The following is a 20,946-nucleotide window of genomic DNA, read 5'->3' as shown; positions in this document are numbered from 1 at the left end:
CCAAATCTTTTTTTACCCGACTACAACATTTTAGTGAGTGGATGCCGTATCAGCGCTTCGGCCTTCCATGCTTTCCACTTGGCGGGTACTTGTTGAAGTACCGCGTCGGCTTCGGCCTGGGTTGCCACTGCACAAAATACACAAGCACCGGAACCAGTCATCCTGGCATCACCGTGAGCGCCAAGCCATGCTATCGCCTCTGCTACCGGCGGGAACAAACTCGTTGCCACTTGCTGTAAATCGTTCCTTCCGTACCCCTTCAAATCAGTTTGATTTTCGTGGTAGCTGGAAAAGTCCGTTATTATGACGGGCGCTGTGTTCCTTGTCAAATGTTCCGAGCAAAAAATTGCCGCCGTGGGCACCGCGACCCCGGGTTCGATGACGACATACCAACAATCGGGCGCTTTCACCGGCTGCAGCGCCTCGCCCACGCCCTCGGCGAACGCGGTTTCGCCGAAGATGAAGAACGGGATGTCCGCGCCCAGCGGCAGGCCCAGCGCCATCAACTCCTGCTTGCTTAGACCGGCTTGCCACAAATGGTTCAACACCATCAGGGTGGTGGCCGCGTCCGACGAGCCGCCGCCCAGGCCGCCGCCCATCGGCAGGATCTTGTCGATGGCGATATCGACGCCGCGCGGCAAGGCGCCGGTGCGGCGCAGCACTTCGGCCTGCAGCAGCCTGGCGGCGCGGATGATCAGGTCGCCCTCCTCCGGCACGCCGTCGATCGCCGTCACGCGGCGCAGCGCGGCGTCGTCACGCAAGGTGAAATGCAGGGTGTCGCCGTGGTCGACCAGCTGGAACACCGTTTGCAGCAAATGGTAGCCGTCGGCGCGGCGGCCATTGACGTGCAGGAAAAGGTTCAGTTTGGCCGGCGCCGGGCAATTCTTCAGACTGGTCATCGAAATAGCGTAAAGGTTATTGGGCAACGGGGTCGATGACGATGCGGATCGACATGTCGTCGACCTGCTGGCCGAGCGCGATGCGGGTGACGTCGATGCGTTTCGGTTGCGGCACGGCCGCCGATTCATCCTGCCACGACAGGTAGTCGAGCTTCCAGCCGTCGCGGGTGACCACGGTGTCGCTGGCCGGCGAGGCGGTGAAGCGGCTGCCGTCGGCGGCGACGGCGTAGCCCTGCAGCCAGTCGCGCAGGCCGGACACCGGCAGGGTCCAGCCCAGCGTCTGGCGGGTCAGGCTGTCGAGGTCGGAGGCGGTGCGGGTCGGCTCGCCGCTGCGCTTCAACGTTGCCGAGGTCGGCGTGACGGTGATGACGGCGACCGTTTGCCCGGTCGGCGAGATCAGGCTGACGTCGGTGTTGGCGGCCGTCTGGCGCCAGGTGAACCTGCCGCTCAGCGACTCCTGCTTGCCGTCCCGGCTGTAATTGACGGCGATGCGGCCGTTCAGGTCGAGGGTGTCGCGGTACGGCGCGACGGCGCTGGTCGAGCGCGGCGCCGAGGTGGTGGCGCAGCCGGCCAGCACGGCCAGCGCGCCGGCCAGTGCCAGCGTGTTCGCCGCGCGGCGGAAAGTGGAAATCGTCATCGGTGATTGTTCTGGTGGTTACAGGTTTTGATTCAGGCGCGCCAGCGTGTTCTTGAGCGCGTCGTTCTTGGGGTCCTTGCTTTTGGCTTCCTGCCACAACTTTTGCGCGCCGGTGACGTCGCCCTTGACGAACAGCACCTCGCCCAGGTGCACGGCGATCTCCGGATCGGCGCGCAGCGCGTAGGCGCGGCGCAGCAGCGATTCCGCCTCGTCCAGGTTACCCATGCGGAATTGCACCCACCCCATGCTGTCCATGATGAACGGATCGCCCGGCGCCATCTTCATCGCCTGGTCGACCAGCGCGTAGGCTTCGGGCAGGCGCTCGTTGCGCTCGGCCAGCGAATAGCCCAGCGCGTTGTAGGCGTGCTGGTTGTCGGGCGCGGCGATCATCACCTGGCGCAGCGCCTTTTCCATCAGGTCCACGTTGCCCAGCTTTTCGGCCACCAGCGCGAAGTCGTACAGCAGGTCCGGATTGTCCGGGTAGCGTTTGACGGCGTTTTCCAGCACCGTGTAGGCGGCGCGGGTGTCGCCGGCGTCGCGCAGCAGCTGGGCGTCGGTCTGGAAGATCTGCGCCTGGTCGGCGGGATCGGCCGGCGTCAACGTGGCCAGCTGCTTGCGGGCGCCGTCGACGTCGCCCTTGCGCGCCGTCAGCGTCGCCATTTTCATGCGCGCGGCCAGGTACAGCTTGGGATCGTCGCCTTCGATCTTCTCCAGCCATTTGGTGGCGGCGTCGATGTCGCCGCGCTGCTCGGCGATCTGCGACAGTATCATCAGCACCTTGGCCGGGTCGCGCTCGTCGTCGGGATGGTCGTCCAGGACGGTGATGAAGCGCGTGAAGTACTTCTCCGCCTCGGGCACATCGTTGGTCTGCATCGCCATCACGCCCAGCGCGTACAGGGTGGCGATGTTGTCGGGCTGGTCCTTCAGCAAGGCCAGGAATTGCTGGCGGGCCGGTTCCAGCTGCTTGGCGTCGACCAGGATGCGGGCGTAGGCGGCGCGCACTTCGCGCGCCTTCGGATACTTCTCCAGAAACTCGGTCAACACCTTGCCGGCGGCGTCGATGTCGCCGGAGACCTGCGCCATCGTCAGCACCGCCAGCTCGGAATCGGGCTTGATGGCCAGGGCTTTTTGCGCCTCGGCGCGGGCGCGCTCGGCGTCGTTGATGGCAAACGCGCCCTGCGCCAGGATCAGGTGGCTTTCGAGCATGTCGTCATAGGGCGCCAGCACGCGCTGCTGCAGCGCGAACGCGGCGGCCTTGTCCTTGGCGCGCAGCATGAATTGCTGCATTTGCATCATCGCCATGCCGCGCTGGGCGGCCGGCGCCGCCTTCAGGCGCTGGGCGAAAATCGCTTCCGCCTCGCTCAGATCGTCGTTGACGACGGCGAAACCGAGGAAGTACTGGGTCGCCTCGTCCGAATCGGGCGCCAGTTCGCGCCACAGGCGGATCGCCGCCAGCGCCTCCTGGCCCTGCTTGGCGGCCAGCGCCATCTCGGCGGCGCGGCGGGCCAGGCGCGGATCGCGGGTTTGCTGGGCCAGCGACAGCATCGTGATGTAGGCGCCCTGCCACTGCCCCTGCTTGAATTCCAGCTCGGCCTTGGTGATGCGGAACAGCATGTCGCCGGTCAGCGCGTTATTGGGCAGCACTTCCGGGACGGGCGCGGGCGCCTCCACCGCGGCGGCGGCGCTGTCGGGGGCGGCAGGCTCCGGCGCGGCGGCGGACCCGGCCTGTTTTTGCGGCGCCATGGCGCACGCCGACAGCAAGGCAGAGAGGGTTACAATGGCAAAAGCGTTTTTCAAGGGAAGATCCTGGTCGGCAATGGTCAGCAAGGTTGGCGATGATTTTACGCGCAACGCCTCGCTTGTGTGTTTTGACTAGTGTAACCAAATATTTTGTCCCGGCCAGGTTGCGGCCGCTGCCAGCGCCCCGATATTCGACGATTAGCCCTCATTTGCCATCCACATGCCAGAATTACCAGAAGTTGAAGTGACCCGGCGCGGCGTCGCGCCCCATATCGAAGGCCGCACCGTGCACGACGTGGTGCTGCGGCGCGAAGGCCTGCGCTGGCCGTTTCCCGCGCAGCTGCAACAATTGCTGGCGGGGCGGCTGGTGGTGCGCACCGGACGGCGCGGGAAATACCTGCTGGTCCATTTCGAACACGGCACCCTGATCATCCACCTGGGCATGTCCGGCCACCTGCGGGTGATGGACACCGGCATCGAGCCGGAAAAGCACGACCATTTCGACCTCGTGGTCGAGGGCCCGCGGGGCAAACAGGTGCTGCGCATGAAGGACCCGCGCCGCTTCGGCGCCGTGCTGTGGCACGACGACGCCGACGGCCTGCTCGAACACCACGTGCTGCTGCGCGAGCTGGGCGTGGAGCCGCTGGAGACCGGCTTCAGCGGCAAACTGTTGTACGATCAGACCCGCCAGCGCAGCGCGCCGGTCAAGCAGGTGCTGCTGGCCGGCGATATCGTGGTCGGCGTCGGCAATATTTACGCCTCGGAAAGTTTATTCCGCGCCGGCATCAATCCGAAGACGCCGGCCAAGCGCATCAGCCTGGCCCGCTACGAGAAACTGGCGCAGGCGATCCGCGAAATCCTGGCCGAGGCGATCATCCAGGGCGGCAGCACCCTGCGCGATTTTATTAGCGTCAACGGCCAGTCCGGTTATTTCCAGCAGACGTATTTCGTCTATGATCGTGCTGGCGTGCCCTGCAAGGTGTGCGCGGCGCCGGTGCGGCAGATCAAACAGGGGCAGCGCTCCACTTTTTACTGTGTCAATTGCCAGAAGTGAACTCTAGAACAAGGGCGGAAAGCATGATGGCCAGGGATTTCGAGCAGTACAGCGCCTGGCGGCAAGGCGTGGTGACGGCGCTGAAAAACTACCAGTCCTGGGTGGCGGCCGCGTCGCTGACCGACGCCGCCACCGACCAGCGCATCGCCCGCACGCTGGCGCGGCTGGCCGACGATAAACTGTCGGTGGCCTTCGTCGCCGAGTTCTCGCGCGGCAAATCCGAGCTGATCAACGCCATCTTCTTCGCCGACTACGGCCAGCGCATCCTGCCGTCGGCGGCCGGGCGCACCACCATGTGCCCGACCGAGCTGATGTACGACCCCAGCTTCGCGCCGTCGATCCGCCTGCTGCCGATCGAGACGCGGGCCGACAACCTGTCGACCGGCGACTACCGCGACCAGCCGTCGGCGTGGACCGTGCTGCCGCTGAACCTGGACGTCGGCGCCGACATGCACGAGGTCTTCAAGCAGGTCAGCATGACGCGCCACGTGCCGGTCGACGAGGCCAAGCGCTACGGCCTGTACGACGAGGACGACCCCGACATGCAGGTGACCTTGAGCGACGACGGCAAGGTCGAGATTTCGCTGTGGCGCCACGCCATCATCAACTTTCCGCACCCGCTGCTCAAGCAGGGGCTGGTGATCCTCGACACGCCCGGCCTGAACGCCATCGGCACCGAGCCGGAACTGACGTTGAACCTGATCCCGAACGCGCACGCGGTGCTGTTCATCCTGGCCGCCGACACCGGCGTGACCAAGAGCGACATCGAGGTCTGGCGCAACCACATCGGCGCCGGCGCCGGCCGCCTCGTCGTGCTCAACAAGATCGACAGCATGTGGGACGAGCTGCGCAGCCAGGCCGAGGTCGATGTCGAGATCGAACGCCAGCAGGCCAACGTCGCCCACGTGCTGGCGCTCGAGCCGCGCCAGGTGTTTCCGGTGTCGGCGCAAAAGGCGCTGGTGGGCAAGATCACGCAGGACAAGGCCCTGCTCGCCCGCAGCCGCCTGCAAGCGCTCGAGGCGGCGCTGTTCGACGAGCTGATCCCGGCCAAGAAGGACATCGTGCGCAAGCAACTGCGCGAGGAATTGCAGGCGCTGAGCGTGGCGCAGATGGCGCTGGTCAACGCGCGCTCGCGCGGCATCGTCGAGCAGTTGCACGAGCTGAAAAGCTTGCGCGGCAAGAACCAGACGGTGATCGCCCACATGATGCGCCGCATCGATGTCGAGAAAAAGGAATTCGACACCAGCCTGTTCAAGCTGCAGGCCACGCGCGCCGTGTTCACGCGGCTGTCGACCGAGCTCTACACCAGCATCGGCATGGACATCGTGCGCGACGATATCGACCTGGTGCGCGAGCAGATGCAGCGCAGCCGCTTTTTCACCGGCGTGCGCGAGGCGGTGCGCAATTACTTCGAGCGCATCCGCGCCAACCTCGACGCCTCCGAGCGCAAGACCGTCGAGATCAGCGAGATGATGGGCGTGATGTACCGCCGCTTCGCCAGCGAGCACGGCTTGACGTTGGCGCTGCCGATGCCGTTTTCGCTGCAACCGTACCGCGACGAGATCGCATCGATCGAGACGATCTACTACAAGCAGTTCGGCACCGCCACCCTGATCACGACCAGCCGCGTGGTGCTGATGGAGAAGTTTTTCGACACCATCGCCTCGCGCGTGCGCGGCTGCTTCAAGTCGGCCAACAACGACGCCGAGGCGTGGCTGAAGGTCGTCATGGCGCCGCTGGAGGCGCAGATCCGCCAGCACAAGGACCAGCTCAAGCACCGGCTGGCGTCGATCCAGCGCATCCACGACGCCACCGACAGCCTGGAGCAGAAGATCGACGCGTTCGAGGCCAGCCAGCAGCAGCTGGAGGCGCAAAAGCTGCGGCTGACCGAACTGGCCGCCGCCATCGGCATCGCCATCGACGCGGAATTCGACGCGCTCGAGGCCGCCGCGTGATTTTTCAAGAATTAATTTAGGAACGCAATGAAGGTTGAAGTTGTTGAGGATTTCGCCGATCCGAGTTTTTCATCGGACCTGATCGGCTGGCAGAAGCAGCACGGGCGCCACGCGCTGCCGTGGCAAAACACCACCGACGCCTACCTGATCTGGCTGTCAGAAATCATGCTGCAGCAGACGCAGGTGTCGGCCGTGCTGGGCTATTACGCGCGCTTCCTGGAGCGCTTCCCGACCCTGCGCGAGCTGGCGGCGGCGCCGGTCGAGGACGTCATGGCGCAGTGGAGCGGCCTGGGCTACTACACCCGCGCGCGCAACCTGCACAAGTGCGCGCAGCGCGTGGTGGCCGAGTACGACGGCGTGTTCCCGTCCGATCCGGCGCTGCTGGCCGAGCTGCCCGGCATCGGCCGTTCGACGGCGGCGGCGATCTCGGCGTTTTCGAGCGGGACGCGCGCGGCCATCATGGACGGCAACGTCAAGCGGGTGTTCGCGCGGGTGTTCGGCATCGACGCCTATCCGGGCGAGCGCCGCACCGAGGAGATGATGTGGCGCCGCGCGGAGGCGCTGCTGCCGGAGCAAGGCATCGAGTCGTACACGCAGGGTTTGATGGACATGGGCGCGACCCTGTGCACGCGCAGCAGCCCGTCGTGCGAACGCTGCCCGATGCAGCCGCGCTGCGTGGCCTTCGCCACCAACCGCACCAGGGACCTGCCGGTGCGCAAGCCGAAGAAGACGTCGCCGGAAAAGCACTCGGTGATGCTGGCGATTATCGACAACGGCCAGGTATTGCTGGAGCAGCGGCCGCCGACCGGCATCTGGGGCGGCTTGCTGTCGCTGCCCGAGCTCGACGGCCATGTGCTGGCCGAGGACGACGACATCCCGGCGGCGGGCGACGACGCGCTGATACTGGCGGTCGGCAAGTTCGGCGAAATGGAATCGCACGAGCGGCTGTCGACGGTCACGCATGTGTTCACGCACTACAAACTGCACATCGCGCCATACCGCGTGACGTTGGCGCGGCGCGTGCCGATGGCGGCCGAGGCCGGCCACGTCTGGTACGACGCGGCCAAACTGGCCGACGCGGCGCTGCCGGCGCCGATCAAGAAGCTGCTGCTGGAGTTGATGGGCGACGCGCGCGACGCGCAGGCGCGGATGGCGTTTTAGACGGCAAACCTGACGAACGCCATGAACACGCCTGTCCATAGCCACCTCACGGAAATGTTCGAACGATGGCTAGCACGATACCTGCGACGGCGACTATGGCTCCGACGGTCCAGCGCAAATGTCGGTTTTCCATGTCGAGAATCTTGCCTTCCAAAGCAGCAATTTGCGCGATCAACCGAACCTCCAGTGCTTGGATCGATGCCTCCGCGTCAGAGCGCAGATCCGATATATCCTGTGTTGTCGCGTAGTTGGATTGGATAACAGCAATCCGCGCCTCCAATCGGGCAAGGTCTTCCTTGGTGGCGTAGTGCGCCCGCGCCTCCGCCGTAAAAACAGCAATATCCCGCTCCACAGCGGTCAGGCGTCTATCGAGTTGAGTGATTTGCTCGTCCATCCCCCATGATCATCCCAACGGCGCGGACGATCAAGGGTGTTCGTTTGATTGGACTCAAAGCTCGTCGAGCGAGAACAAACGGCGGTGTTCGCGGATGGCGTAGCGGTCGGTCATGCCGGCGATGTAGTCGGCGATCTTGCGCGCCTGCTTGCCGACGTCGCCCGATTTGTCCTGGTAATCCGGCGGCAGCAAGACGGGCTCGGCCATGAACGATTCGTACAGCTCGCGCACGATGCGGCTGGCCTTCACGCGCATGCGGTTGACCTTGTAGTGGCGGTACAGGTTCTCGCGCAGGAAGCGCTTGAGCTCGGTCGCGTCCTTGCGCATCGGATCGGAGAAGCGGATCAGCGGCGGCGCCGCGCGCACGTCGTCGATACTCTTGGGCGCGGCGTCGGCCAGCAAGGCGCCGGAGGTGACGATCAGGTCGTCGGCCAGCGCCGTGATCAGGCGCCGCAACGTTTCGTAGATCGCGCGCCGTCCCGACAGCCCCGGGAAGGTGTGCTGCACGTCGCGCCACAGGCGCGCGAAGAAGTCGACCTGCTCCAGTTGCTCGATGGTGATCAGGCCGGAGCGCAGGCCGTCGTCGATGTCGTGGCTGTTGTAGGCGATCTCGTCGGCCAGATTGGTCAGCTGCGCCTCCAGCGACGGCTGGGTGCGGTCGATGAAGCGCACCGCGACCGGTCCCAGCAGGCGGGCGTTGGTCAGCGAGCAGTGCTTGAGGATGCCCTCGCGCGTCTCGAACATCAGGTTCAAGCCGTCGTAGGCGCCGTAGTGTTCCTCCAGCTCGTCGACCACGCGCAGGCTTTGCAGGTTGTGCTCGAAGCCGCCGTGTTCCTTCATGCATTCGTTGAGCACGTCCTGGCCGACGTGGCCGAACGGCGTGTGGCCGAGGTCGTGCGCCAGCGAGATCGCCTCGACCAGGTCCTCGTTCAGCCGCAGGTTGCGCGCCAGCGAGCGGCCCACCTGCGCCACCTCGAGGCTGTGCGTCAGCCGGGTGCGGAACAGGTCGCCCTCGTGGTTGAGGAACACCTGGGTCTTGTATTCGAGCCGGCGGAACGCCGACGAATGGATGATGCGGTCGCGGTCGCGCTGGAACTGGCTGCGCGACGAATGCGCCGTCTCCGGATAGCGGCGGCCGGCGCCGCCGGCGGAATGAGCGGCGTACGGGGCCAGGTACTCTTCGGGCAGCATCGCTGGCCCCTTAGACGCTGGCGGCCAGCGTGGCCAGCAGCAGCTCGCGCGGCGCGTTGGTGATGCTTGGCGCCCCCAGCGGCTTGAGCAGGATGAACTTGATGGCGCCGCCCTCGTTCTTTTTGTCGACCTCCATCAGCTCGAGCCAGCGCTCGGCGCTCAGGTCCGGCGCCTTGACCGGCAGGCCGGCCGCCTCCACCAGCGCGCGCACGCGCGCCACGGTGGCCTCGTCCACCAGCCCCATGCGGCGCGACAGGTCGGCCGCCATCACCATGCCGCAGCCGACCGCCTCGCCGTGCAGCCATTCGCCGTAGCCCAGGCCGTTCTCGATCGCGTGGCCGAAGGTGTGGCCGAAGTTGAGGATGGCGCGCAGGCCGCCCTCGCGCTCGTCCTGGCGCACGACGTCGGCCTTGATCTCGCACGAGCGGGCGATCGCGTACGCCAACGCGCCCTTGTCGCGCGCCATCAGCTTGCCGATGTTGGCCTCGATCCAGTCGAAGAAGGCGGCGTCGATGATGGCGCCGTGCTTGATGACCTCGGCCAGGCCGGCCGACAGCTCGCGCGCCGGCAACGTTTCCAGGGTCGAGGTGTCGGCGATCACCGCGCGCGGTTGATAAAACGCGCCGATCATGTTCTTGCCCAGCGGATGGTTGATGCCGGTCTTGCCGCCGACCGACGAGTCGACCTGCGACAGCAACGTGGTCGGCACCTGGATGAAGTCGACGCCGCGCATGTAGCTGGCGGCCGCGTAACCGGTCAGGTCGCCGATGACGCCGCCGCCGAGCGCGATCAGGGTGGTCTTGCGGTCGGCCTTGTTGGCCAGCAGCGCGTCGAAGATCTGCATCAGGCTGGCCCAGGTCTTGAACTCCTCGCCGTCCGGCAAGACGACGGTCATGACTTGCTTTCCGGCACTGCGCAGGCCGGCCTCGATCCGCGCCAGGTATAGCGGCGCGACGGTGGTGTTGGTGACGATGGCGACCTTGCCGCCGTGCACGTGGCGCGCCAGCAGCGCGCCGTCGGCCAGCAGCGCCGGGCCGATCGAGATCGGGTAGCTGCGCTCGCCCAGGTCGACATTCAACAGGATGGTGGATTCTTCGTTCATCGATGGTTCCGCTTGGGTGACGCAGTTGGGGGCGGCCTCGCAGGCCAGCCTCTCCAGCTGGGTCAAAATGGATTGGACCATCGATTGTACGTTAGGTCGGCCGGTATCGATGACTACGTCGGCGATCTCCATGTACAGCGGATCGCGCACGGCCATCAATTCCTCGAGCTTTTTGCGCGGGTCGGCCGTCTGCAGCAGCGGCCGGTTCTTGTCGTGCGCGGTGCGTTGCAGGATGCTGTGCACGGTCGTGCGCAGGTAAATGACGGTGCCGCGCGCTTTGAGGAAGGCGCGGCTGTCCGGATCGAGCACGGCGCCGCCGCCGGTGGCCAGCACCAGGTCCTGCTGGCCGCTGAGCTCGCGGATGACCTCGGCCTCGCGCCGGCGAAAGCTCGGTTCACCTTCGATTTCGAAGATCCACGGGATGGAGGCGCCGGTGCGGGCCTCGATCTCGTGGTCCGAATCCATGAACCGCAGACCCAGTTTGCGGGCCAAGATGCGGCCGATGGTGGTCTTTCCCGCCCCCATCAAGCCGACTAAAAACACATTTTGCATGCACGATCCAACTAAATGCGGGCGGCGGCACCGGCTGCCCCGCCAGCGGATCGCGGCCGATGACGGCCGATCACTGCGGATTGCTGCACGATGTCGCCACCCCGTAAGGGCTGACCACGCCTGGTGGCGTAACGGATTGATCACTGTAATCGGTGCTCAAGCCCATCAAGTGTACCAGAGAGGTGTACGAAGACTCGGTGCCGGATGACGCCGACCCGCGGATGGTCAGGTTGACGTCGAGCCAATTGACGAAGTTGCGCGGGTAGACCAGCGACACGGTGGCGCGGCCGCTGGCGTCGGTGACCACGTTGGTGGTGACCGTCACCGGGATGCCCGGCTCCAGGGTGCCGTTGCCGTTCAAGTCCTCGCCCGGGTCGAGGATGCCGTTGGTGTTCAAGTCCTCGTTGGCGCACACGGCGGTCTGCACCCGTTCCCACGGCCCCTGCGGCGCCCGGAAATTGAGTACCCCCTTGTAGTAGCGGTACGGCAGCACCGAGGCGGTCAGCTTGACGCCCGCCACCGCGTTGCCGGCCGCGTCGGTGACAATGACGGCGTAGTCGGCCTGGTAGGTGGCGCTGCTCGGCGTGCCGATGGTGTTGCCGGTGCCGGCGCTGATGAACAGCGATTTTTGCGCCACGGTCAGGTTGACCGCCGCCGAGGCGCCGGAGCCGCCGATCACCCTGGCCTGGATGCGCACGCCGTTGGTGGCGGTGGCGGTGGTGCCGGCCACATAGCTGACGGTGGCCGAACCGTCGGCGCCGGTGAGCACCTCCGACGGCTGCGTCAGGGTGCCACCGCTCGGATCGGTGAGGATGGAGAACGCCACGGTGGCGTTCTTGACCGGGTTGTTTTGCGCCGGGCCGTCGCGCACCACGGCGCGCAAGGTGGTCTGCTGGGTGGTGCTGCCGGCGGTGTTGGCGCCGATCACGGCCGGGTCGGCCTGCAGCGAGACGGTGGCGGCGGCGGTCAGCGGCGCGACGAATTCCAGTTCGGTCTGGGTGGTCAGGCCGGCGGCGCTGGCCGTCAACGTGGCGACCCCGGGACCGGTGGCGTTGAGGTAGGCCACCGCCGCGCCGCCGCTCAGCGGCAGCGTGCCGGCCAGCGGCACGCCGCACGCGGCGTCGCTGTAGACGGTGCCGCGCGAGCTGCTGATGGTGACGTTGCCGCTCGGGCCGCCGGTGACGGACACTTGCTGGCAGCCGCCGATGGCGGCCGTGCCCTGCACGGCGCCGCCGGCGTTGAGCGAGCGGATGGCGAACGCCGACGAGTTGATGGTGATAGCGGCCGAGGCCGCCTCCCCCATCGCGCGCACGGTGACCACGTCGGCGCTGCCGCCGGCGGCCGTGTAACTGAGGATGAGCTGGCCGGCGGCGTTGGTGACGGCCGCGCCGCCGCCCTTGACCACCAGCGTGTTGGCGTTCGACGCGAACACCACCGGCTTGCCGACCAGCGCGTTGCCGGCCGAATCGACCAGTTTGACGGTGATGTCGGCGCTGGCGCCGACGTTGATGGTGCGCGCGGCGTTGATGGTCAAGCCGTTGCCGGTCACGTTGACGATGGTGGTGACCGGCACCGCGCCGGCCACCGTGGCGGTGACCCGGATCGCGCGCGAGGTGGCGTCGCCGCCGGTGCCGAGCTTCTCGGTGACGATGCCCTGGGCGTTGGTGGTGCGGGTGGTGCGGGTCAGGCTGCCCGAATCGGCGCGCAGGTCGACCGCCACGCCCGGCACGACGGTGTTGTTGGCGTCGCGCACCAGCGCCACCACGGTCACCTCGTTGCCGGCGGTGCCGACCGAGGCCAGCGTGGCGGCGTCGGTGGTCAGCGACAAGGTCGGCACGGCGTTGACGACGTCGATCGTGACCGGGCTCGAAGTCCTGCCGCCGGCGCTGGCCGTCACGGTGATCTTGCGCAGCGAGCTGTCACCCTTGACGCTGAGCTTTTCGACCACCTCGCCGGCGGCGTTGCTCAAGCGGTTGGTGCTGGTCACGGTGCCGGAGCTGGTGGTGAAACTGACCGTCTCGCCGGCCAGCGCGTTACCGCCGCCGTCCTTGACGATGGCCGTCAGCGTCACCTCGGTGCCGTCCAGGCCGGACGAGGCGATCGTCGCCGCGCTGGCCGTCAGCACCACGCTGGCCGACTTCGACGGCGCCACGCCGTTGCTGTTGGTCCCCGGAGAACCGCCGCCGCCGCCGCAGGCCGACAACACGCCGGCACACACCACCATCATCAGCCATCCCGTGAATTTTTTCATGACCGTGCTTCCTATCGTTGACCTGAAATCAGTGGATCGGTACTTGCGAACATCAGCGCGTCGACAGCCGCTCGGCGACGATCTTCGGCGTGATAAACACCAGCAACTCCGTCTTGTCGTTGGTGCGCGAATTGGTGCGGAACAAATAGCCGAGCACCGGCACGTCGCCCAGCAGCGGCACCTTGCTGGTGGTGTTGCGCTCGGTTTGCTGGTAGATGCCGCCCAGCACCACGGTGCCGCCGTTCTCGACCATCACCTGCGTCTTGACGTGCTTGGTGTCGATGGCGAAGCCGGCGCGCGTCTCCTGGCCCACGCTGTCCTTGTTGACGTCGACGTCGATGACGACGTTGCCGTCCGGCGTGATCTGCGGCGTCACCTCCAGCCGCAAATTGGCCTTGCGGAACATGATCGACGTCGCGCCGCTGCTGGTGGCGACCTGGTAGGGCAGCTCGATGCCCTGCTCGATCAGCGCGATGGCCTTGTCGGCGGTGATCACGCGCGGGCTCGAGATGATCTTGCCGGTACCGTCGGCCTCGAGCGCCGACAGTTCCAGGTTGAGGAAGCGGTTGGCCGCCGACGAGAACAGGCTGATCGCCAGGCTGCCGGCCGGCACGCCGTTGATGTTGGCCGCCGGCAGGTTGACGAACTGGGTGTTGTCGAAGGTGCCGTCGGTGACCCTGACCTGGCCGGTGGTCTGGCCGATGCCGTTCATGTTGCCGCCGATGCCGATGCGGGTGCTGCCGTTGCCGATCTGGTAGCCGGCGTCGCCGCCGCGGATGGTGCGCATGTCGGCGAAGCCGAGCTTGGCGCCGAGGTTGCGCGTGAAGGTGTCGCTGGCCTCGACGATGCGCGCCTCGATCAGCACCTGCTTGGTGGCGATGTCGGTCTTGGCGATGAGCCGGCGCACGTCCTCGAGCTTGGCGGCGATGTCGGTGACGAACAGCTGGTTGGTGCGCGGCTCGATGATGGCGCTGCCGCGCTTGGACAGGATGCGGTTCTTGGCGTCGCCGCCCTCGAGCCCGAAGACGGTCTTGAAGGCCTCGGCCTTCTGGTAGTTCAGCTGGAAGATCTCCGACTTGAGCGGCTCGAGGTCGGCGATCTGGGCGCGTTGCTCCAGTTCCAGCTTTTCCTTGGTCAGCAACTCCTCCTTGGGCGCGATCCACAGCACGTTGCCGTTCTTGCGCATGTCCAGGCCCTTGGCCTGCAGCACCACGTCGAGCGCCTGGTCCCACGGCACCTCCTTCAGGCGCAACGTCAGGTTGCCGCTGACGCTGTCGCTGGTGATGATGTTCAGGCCGGAGATGTCGGCGATCGCCTGCAGCGCCGCGCGCACCTCGACGTTCTGGAAGTTGAACGAGAGCTTCTCGCCGCGATAGCCCTGCGAACCCTGGGTCAGCTTGTTCGGGTCCTCCTTGATCGGCTTGATGTCGATCACCAGCTGGGTGTCGCTCTGGTACACGGTTTGCTCCCACAGGCCGCGCGCCTCGACCGTCACGCGCGTGTTGTCGCCCTGCGGCACGCTGGTCACCAGCGCCACCGGCGTGCCGAAGTCGCCGACGTCGAGCCGGCGGCGCAGGGTCTCCGGCAGCCCGGTCTTGAGGAAGTCGACCACCACGCCGGTCGGCGTCTGGCGCACGTCGACCGCCACCTGGTTGTTGGGCAGGTCGACCACCACGCGGCCCTCGCCGTTGGCGCCGCGGCGGAAATCGAGGTCGCGCAGCATTTGGCGGGCCGGCGCCGCCACCGGGGCGATGGCGACCGGCAGGCCGCGGGCGTCGACCGCGGTGGCCACGCCGCCGGAACCGTCGATGGTGAGGATGATGGCCTTGCCGTCGATGGCGGTGGCGTAGTTCAGGCTGCGCTTGAGGTTGAACACCAGGCGCGAACGCGCGCCCGCCTGCACCACGTTGACACTGCGCAGGTCGCCGACGTTGAACTCTTGCGTGGTCTTGCCGGTGCCGTTGACGGTGGCGCCGAGATCGAGCGCGACGCGGGGGGGATTGCTGATGGCGAAGCCGATGGGGAGTTTGTCGGGCGCGGTCTGCAGCGCGATCCTGACGATGACGTTGGCGCCCTGCTGGTGGGCGCTGATCGACTCGATGGCGTTGGCGCCGGCGGTGGTGGTGGTGGTGGTGGTGGTGGTGGCGGGTGCGGTGGCGGGCTGGGCGCTGGCGCCTTGCGGCTGCGCGGCCAAGGCCAGGATCAGCGCCAGGATCAGGGCCGGCATCAGCGGCAGGGCCCGGAGGGGCGCCCGGCAGGCGGCCGGCGCGGGGCGGGCCGTGGTTCGAGCGGTCATTTGATATTCTCCTTGCTTTCCTGCAGTTCCAGCTTCGACGTGCGTTCGACCCAGTCGCCGGTGGCGTCCTGGACGATTTCCCTGATGCTGACCGCGTCCTCGGTGATGCCGGTGATGCGGCCGTAGTTCTGTCCGATGTGCTGGCCCTTGACGACCTGGTGCACCGAACGGTCGATCTGCAGCACGGCGTGGATGACGCCGTTCTTTTCGATGGTGCCGACCATCTTGACGGTGTCGAGCGGATAACTCTCCAGCAATTCCTTGCGCCGCTCGACGTCAGGGCGCAGGCCGCCGCCGGCGCGCGCGTCCAGCTTGGCCAGCTCGGCGAGCAACTTGTTCGGGTTGAACGGATCGACCTGGTCCTTCTGGGCGTAGGCGAACGGGATGAAGGTCTTCGGTTCGGCCAGCGGCGGCACCTTCACCTTGGTCTGGGCGTCGACCTCGCGCATCCACGCGCGCACCTGCTGGGTATCGTCGTCGCCGCAGGCCGACAGCAGCGGCAGCGCCGCCGCCAGCAGCCACGCGGGGAACGGTTTCCGTGGGCTCATGATTTCTTCGCCGCCTTTTTCTTGTCGGCCGCCGCCTTGCGCTGCGCCTGCACCTCTTCCGGATCGAGGTAGCGGAACGTCTTGGCCACCGCCTCCAGCGTCAGCACGCCGTCCTTGCCGGTGGCCAGCGCCATGTTGTTGAGCGTGACGATGCGCGACAGGTTGGCCATGTCGCCGGCGAAGGCGCCGATGTCGTGGTAGCTGCCGGTCACCTTGATATCGATCGGCAACTCCGCGTAGTAATCCTTGACCACCACCTGGGCCGGCTTGAACAGCTCGAACTGCAGCCCGCGTCCGGCGCCGGCCTGGTTGATGTCGGTCAGCAACGCGGCCATTTCGGCCTTGCTCGGCAGCTGCTTCTGCAGCCGCTCGACATACTGGTCGACCTGCACCTTCTGCGCCCGCAGCGCCTCCAGGTTGATCGCCTGGCCGGTCTTGAAGCGGTATTCGTCGCGCAGCTTGAGCTCGGCCAGGGCGCCGGCCTCCTGCTCCTCGAACTGCGAGCTCCAGTAGCCGAAGTAACCGGCCACCATCACCGCCGCCGCCACGCCGACCGCGCACAGCAGGCGCGGCGCCAGCGGCCACTGGCCGGGATGGCGGTCGTTGAGGTTGCGGAACTGGCCGGCCAGCCGCGCGCCGAGCTGGTTCAGGTCGAGCTTGGTTGTCGCCATCGCTGTCGCCATCGTCATCGCTCCCGGGGCTGGGCCGGCGGCAGGCCGGCCGTCGGGCCGGCCGGTGGGCCCAGCGCCGCCGTCGCGCCGGCCGTGTTGCCCGCCGGGGCCGGCTTGACGCCGCCCTTGCCGCCGGGCGGACCGTCCTTGTCGCGCGGCCGCTTGATATACACCATCAAGTTGAATTCCACCACTTTCTTGCTGGTCTTGCCCTGGCCGAGCGCGGTCGACTTGACCTCGATCAAGTCCGGGCGCTCCAGCCACGGCGACACGCCGGCCAGGTTGCGCAACAGTTCGGACACGCGCTCCTGCGATTGCGCATAGCCGAGCACGGACACCTTCTGTCCCTCCTGCTTGAAACTCTTCAGGTAGACGCCGGGCGGGGTCTGCCTGACCAGCTCGTCGAGCAGGTAGACCGGCTGGTTGCGGTCGCCCTGCAAATCCTCGACCGCCTGCTGGCGCGCCTTGAGCGCCTCGATCTCCTGCTTCAGCGTGGCGATCTCGGCGATTTTCTTGTCGAGCCCGCCAATCGCGGTCTTCAGCACCTGGTTGCGCTCGGCCTGGATCGAGATCGCGCGGGCGTTGTAGCCACCCACCAGCAGCACCACGCCGGCGCCGATGACGCCGCCCAGCGCCAGCAGCGCGAAGAAGGCGGACTTCTTCTGCTTGCGCTTTTCCTCGCGGTGCGGCAGCAGGTTGATGCGTATCATCAGCCGAACCTCCGCAGCGCCAGGCCGCAGGCGACCAGGTAGGCCGGGGCGTCGGCGCGCAGTTGCGCCTCGCGCACCGACGCCCCCAGCTGCATGCCCTTGAACGGCGAGATCACGGCGCTGGCGATGCGGGTGCGCCCGGCGACCAGCTCGAGCAGGCCGGGGATGACGGCGCAGCCGCCGGCCAGGAACAGCTGGTCGACCCGGGTGTAGGGAGTCGACGTGTAGAAGAACTGGATCGCCCGCGTGACCTCCATCGCCGCGCTCTCGAGGAACGGGGTCAGCAGCTCGGGCGCGTAGTTGTCGGGCAGGTCGCCGCTTTTCTTGCGCGCCTCGGCCTCGTCGAAGGCCATGCCGTAGGCGCGCACGATGTCCTGGGTCAGCGAATTGCCGCCGAACGGTTGCTCGCGCTCGTAGACGGTGGCGCCGTCGAGCATGACGGAGATATGGGTGACCTGGGCGCCGATCTGGAACAGCGCCACCACCTGGCCGGCGCCGGCCCCGGGCAGCTGCGCGGTGATGCGGTCGAGCGCGGCGCGGGCGGCGTACGATTCGATGTCCATCACGGTCGCCTTCAGGCCCGACGCCTCGGCGATGGCGACCCGGTCCTCGACCTTTTCGCGGCGCGAGGCGGCCAGCATGACCTCGATGTCCTCGGGCGAGTTGGCGGCCGCGCCGATGACGTCGAAATCGAGGCTGACCTCGTCGAGCGCGAACGGAATGTACTGGCTGGCCTCGGATTCGACCTGCACCTCAAGCTGGTCCTCCGACAGGCCGGCCGGCAAGATGATTTTCTTGGTGATGACCGACGCCGGCGGCATGCCCAGCGCGGCCAGCCTGGCGCGGCTGCCGCTTTTCTTCCAGACGCGCCGCACCACCTCGACCACCTGGTCCATGTTCTCGATGTTGCCGTCGACCACGGCGCCGCGCGGCAGCGGCTCGGCGGCGTAGCGCTCGAGGCGCACTTCGCCCTTGGCGCCCTGGGCCAGCTCCACCACGCGCACGCTGGAGGTGCTGATGTCCAGGCCCATCAGCGGCGGACTGCCCTGCCCCAACAGCATCTTGAAATCGATCATGCGAGTGTCTCCGGCGCCTGGATGTCGGCTTATCGGCTGCGCTAAACAGCTGGGCTGAAAGCCGGGCTAAAAGCTGAATCACGCCTGCATCGGCCTAAGCGAGCTCCCACCTTAAATCGTGCCTATATAAGTGTAAAGATATTTCTGCTGTGCACGATTGTTACAGTGTGAGGGTTTCGCCACACTTATTCTTGACCGCGTGGCAGCAAAGGCAACTCCGTTGTTTTGTTGGTCACTGGAAAGTATTTCTGGCGCCGGGCACGGCGCGCCGCAGGGGTTGGCGCTCGCTTATAATGCTTCGCACTCATAACAGAAAGATCGCACTGCATGGCTTCCTCCAATTCGGCACCGCCCCCCTCCTCCGACAAGTCCGCGAAGGGCGCGGGCAAAAAACCGGGCAAACCGTCGTCGCGGCCGTCGCGCATCCTGCTGATGGCCGGCCTGTCGGTGCTCGGCCTGGGCGTGGGCGCGGTGCTGCTGGTCGTGTTCGGCCTGGCGATGGCCTACCCCAACCTGCCGGAACTGGACACGCTGACCGACTACCGCCCCAAGATGCCGCTGCGCATCTTCTCGGCCGACAACGTGCTGATCGGCGAGTTCGGCGAAGAGCGCCGCAACCTGGTGCGCATCAAGGACATCCCGGACGTGATGAAAAAGGCCGTGCTGGCGATCGAGGACGACCGCTTCTACCAGCACGGCGGCATCGACTACACCGGCATCCTGCGCGCGGCCGTGCACAACGCTACCGGCGGCGCCAAGCAGGGCGCCTCGACCATCACGCAACAGGTGGCCCGCAACTTCTTCCTGTCGAGCGAACAGACGCTCAAGCGCAAGGCCTACGAGGTGCTGCTGGCGTGGAAGATCGAAAAGAACCTGACCAAGGACCAGATCCTCGAGGTCTACATGAACCAGATCTACCTGGGCCAGCGCGCCTACGGCTTCTCGTCGGCCGCGCAAATCTACTTCGGCAAGAACCTGCGCGACATCACCGTGGCCGAAGCGGCCATGCTGGCCGGCCTGCCGAAGGCGCCGTCGGCCTACAATCCGGTGGTCAACCCGAAACGCGCCAAAACCCGCCAACAGTACATCCTGCAGCGCATGCACGTATTGGGCTATATCACGGACGCCCAGTTCGAGACCGCCAAGGCCGAGCCGCTGAAGGTCAAGACCGACAGCAGCGAGTTCGGCGTGCATGCCGAATACGTTGCCGAAATGGCACGCCAGCTGGTCTATGAACAGTTCAAGGAAGACACCTACACGCGCGGCCTGAACGTGTTCACCACCATCACCAAGGCCGACCAGGACGCCGCCTACCTGGCGCTGCGCAAGGGCGTCATGGACTACGAGCGCCGCCACGCCTACCGCGGCCCGGAGGCCTACGTCGATATCCCGGCCAGCAAGGAGGAGGCCGACGACGTCATCGAGACCGAGCTGGCCGACCACCCGGACAGCGACGACATCGTCGCCGCCATGGTGCTCAAGGCCACGCCGCAGCAAATCGTCGCCGTCACCGCCTCGGGCGAAGAGATCAAGATCGCCGGCGCCGGCCTGGAGATGGGCCGCTCGTGGCTGTCCGAGAAGGCGCCGCCGAACAAGCGCATCCGCCGTGGCGCGGTGATCCGCGTCATGCAGGAAGGCAAGGACTGGGAAGTGACGCAAATGCCGCAGATCGAGTCGGCGTTCGTTGCCGCCAGCACCGAGGACGGCGCCATCAAGGCCATGGTCGGCGGCTTCGACTACAACCGCAACAAGTTCAACCACGTGACCCAGGCCTGGCGCCAGCCGGGCTCGTCGTTCAAACCGTTCATCTACTCGGCCTCGCTCGAGCGCGGCCTGTCGCCGTCGACCATCATCAACGACGCGCCGATCTCGTTCGACGCCGGCCAGACCGGCGGCCAGGCGTGGGAGCCGAAGAACTACGACGGCAAGTACGAGGGGCCGATGACGATGCGGCGCGGCCTGACCAAGTCCAAGAACATGATCTCGATCCGCATCCTGCACAAGATCGGCGCCAAGTACGGCCAGGAATACACCACCCGCTTCGGCTTCGACGCCGACAAGAACCCGCCGTACCTGACCCTGGCGCTGGGCGCGGGCAACGTCACGCCGCTGCAGATGGCCGGCGCCTACTCGGTGTTCGCCAACGGCGGCTACAAGGTCAGCCCCTACCTGATCTCCAAGGTGACCGACGCCGACGGCAAGATCCTGTCGCAGGCCAATCCGGACCGCGCCGGCGACGAGAAGAACCGCGTCATCGACGAGCGCAACGCCTTCCTGATGGACAGCATGCTCAAGGACGTGGTGCGCTTCGGCACGGCCACCAAGGCGCTGTCGCTCAAGCGGCCCGACATCTCCGGCAAGACCGGCACCACCAACGATTCGATCGACGCCTGGTTCGCCGGCTACCAGCCCAAGCTGGTGGGCATCGCCTGGATCGGCTACGACCAGCCGAAGAACCTGGGCAACCGCGAGACCGGCGGCGGCCTGGCGCTGCCGATCTGGATCAACTTCATGCAAAAGGCGCTGAAGAACATCCCGATCGAGGAGCGGGCCGTGCCGGAAGGGGTGATGCTGGTGGGCGACGAGTACTACTACGCGGAGAACCCGCCGGGCACCGGCGTGCACAACATCGACGGCGCGGCGCAGGGCACGCCGGCCGAGGAAAAGGCCAAGGACGCCGTCAAGAACGAGTTGTTCTGACGCGCCCGG

At 66.5% G+C, this 20,946-nt stretch carries 16 protein-coding genes; 4 read left to right on the top strand and 12 right to left on the bottom strand.

Features of this window, described 5'->3' with window-relative positions:
- Positions 1 to 20: 20 nt before the first annotated feature.
- From ispE to BMX85_RS26735, 3 genes are read right to left on the bottom strand one after another with little or no spacing between them, the layout of a single operon-like run.
- Positions 21 to 899, bottom strand: a complete 879-nt coding sequence (ispE, locus tag BMX85_RS26745) for a 4-(cytidine 5'-diphospho)-2-C-methyl-D-erythritol kinase (protein WP_090326034.1) — start codon at positions 897 to 899, stop codon at positions 21 to 23.
- Positions 900 to 915: 16 nt separating this feature from the next.
- The gene (lolB, locus tag BMX85_RS26740) at positions 916 to 1,536 is read right to left on the bottom strand and encodes a lipoprotein insertase outer membrane protein LolB (protein ID WP_090326031.1); all 621 of its coding nucleotides are present in this window, start codon (positions 1,534 to 1,536) and stop codon (positions 916 to 918) included.
- A gap of 18 nt (positions 1,537 to 1,554) precedes the next feature.
- Entirely contained in the window at positions 1,555 to 3,279 is a 1,725-nt protein-coding gene (locus BMX85_RS26735) for a tetratricopeptide repeat protein (RefSeq protein WP_090326159.1), read from the bottom strand.
- Positions 3,280 to 3,496: 217 nt separating this feature from the next.
- Here BMX85_RS26735 and mutM point away from each other — a divergent pair, with 217 nt between their 5' ends.
- From mutM to mutY, 3 genes are read left to right on the top strand one after another with little or no spacing between them, the layout of a single operon-like run.
- Positions 3,497 to 4,330 (top strand): bifunctional DNA-formamidopyrimidine glycosylase/DNA-(apurinic or apyrimidinic site) lyase, encoded by an 834-nt coding sequence (gene mutM, locus BMX85_RS26730; protein ID WP_090326028.1) that lies wholly within the window; start codon positions 3,497 to 3,499, stop codon positions 4,328 to 4,330.
- A 26-nt stretch (positions 4,331 to 4,356) separates the two neighbouring features.
- The gene (locus BMX85_RS26725) at positions 4,357 to 6,285 is read left to right on the top strand and encodes a dynamin family protein (protein ID WP_090326152.1); all 1,929 of its coding nucleotides are present in this window, start codon (positions 4,357 to 4,359) and stop codon (positions 6,283 to 6,285) included.
- Positions 6,286 to 6,312: 27 nt separating this feature from the next.
- Positions 6,313 to 7,446, top strand: coding sequence for an A/G-specific adenine glycosylase (gene mutY / locus BMX85_RS26720; protein ID WP_090326025.1), 1,134 nt, complete (start codon positions 6,313 to 6,315; stop codon positions 7,444 to 7,446).
- Between the two features lie 46 nt (positions 7,447 to 7,492).
- Here the strand turns inward: mutY and BMX85_RS26715 are convergent, their stop codons facing one another.
- The 9 genes from BMX85_RS26715 to BMX85_RS26675 all read right to left on the bottom strand — a co-directional run bounded on the left by BMX85_RS26715 (position 7,493) and on the right by BMX85_RS26675 (position 18,237).
- On the bottom strand, positions 7,493 to 7,840 hold the full coding sequence (locus BMX85_RS26715) for a hypothetical protein (protein WP_090326022.1): 348 nt from the start codon (positions 7,838 to 7,840) through the stop codon (positions 7,493 to 7,495).
- Between the two features lie 54 nt (positions 7,841 to 7,894).
- On the bottom strand, positions 7,895 to 9,031 hold the full coding sequence (locus BMX85_RS26710; protein ID WP_090326019.1) for a deoxyguanosinetriphosphate triphosphohydrolase: 1,137 nt from the start codon (positions 9,029 to 9,031) through the stop codon (positions 7,895 to 7,897).
- Between the two features lie 10 nt (positions 9,032 to 9,041).
- Complete coding sequence (gene aroKB / locus BMX85_RS26705) at positions 9,042 to 10,685, bottom strand: bifunctional shikimate kinase/3-dehydroquinate synthase AroKB (protein ID WP_090326016.1); 1,644 nt, start codon at positions 10,683 to 10,685, stop codon at positions 9,042 to 9,044.
- 70 nt (positions 10,686 to 10,755) lie between these two features.
- On the bottom strand, positions 10,756 to 12,936 hold the full coding sequence (locus BMX85_RS26700; RefSeq protein ID WP_090326012.1) for a beta strand repeat-containing protein: 2,181 nt from the start codon (positions 12,934 to 12,936) through the stop codon (positions 10,756 to 10,758).
- A gap of 52 nt (positions 12,937 to 12,988) precedes the next feature.
- On the bottom strand, positions 12,989 to 15,232 hold the full coding sequence (gene pilQ / locus BMX85_RS26695) for a type IV pilus secretin PilQ (RefSeq protein WP_229210683.1): 2,244 nt from the start codon (positions 15,230 to 15,232) through the stop codon (positions 12,989 to 12,991).
- Positions 15,229 to 15,780, bottom strand: a complete 552-nt coding sequence (locus tag BMX85_RS26690; protein WP_090326004.1) for a pilus assembly protein PilP — start codon at positions 15,778 to 15,780, stop codon at positions 15,229 to 15,231. The genes pilQ and BMX85_RS26690 overlap by 4 nt, the downstream gene beginning before the upstream one ends.
- Positions 15,777 to 16,451, bottom strand: a complete 675-nt coding sequence (locus BMX85_RS26685; protein ID WP_229210682.1) for a type IV pilus inner membrane component PilO — start codon at positions 16,449 to 16,451, stop codon at positions 15,777 to 15,779. Before BMX85_RS26685 ends, BMX85_RS26690 begins: the two co-directional genes overlap by 4 nt.
- A 14-nt stretch (positions 16,452 to 16,465) precedes the next feature.
- A complete protein-coding gene (locus BMX85_RS26680) occupies positions 16,466 to 17,161 on the bottom strand; it encodes a PilN domain-containing protein (RefSeq protein WP_090325999.1) in 696 nt (231 codons plus the stop codon).
- The gene (locus tag BMX85_RS26675; protein WP_090325996.1) at positions 17,161 to 18,237 is read right to left on the bottom strand and encodes a pilus assembly protein PilM; all 1,077 of its coding nucleotides are present in this window, start codon (positions 18,235 to 18,237) and stop codon (positions 17,161 to 17,163) included. The genes BMX85_RS26680 and BMX85_RS26675 overlap by 1 nt, the downstream gene beginning before the upstream one ends.
- 327 nt (positions 18,238 to 18,564) lie before the next feature.
- Here BMX85_RS26675 and BMX85_RS26670 point away from each other — a divergent pair, with 327 nt between their 5' ends.
- Entirely contained in the window at positions 18,565 to 20,937 is a 2,373-nt protein-coding gene (locus BMX85_RS26670; RefSeq protein WP_373924193.1) for a penicillin-binding protein 1A, read from the top strand.
- Positions 20,938 to 20,946: the final 9 nt, after the last annotated feature.

The sequence above is a fragment of the Duganella sp. CF517 genome (genome assembly GCF_900110275.1).
In the GTDB taxonomy this organism is placed as follows: Bacteria; Pseudomonadota; Gammaproteobacteria; order Burkholderiales; family Burkholderiaceae_D; genus Rugamonas.
Note: the sequence above shows the minus strand (reverse complement) of the source record. Positions and strands in the feature narration are given on the sequence as shown.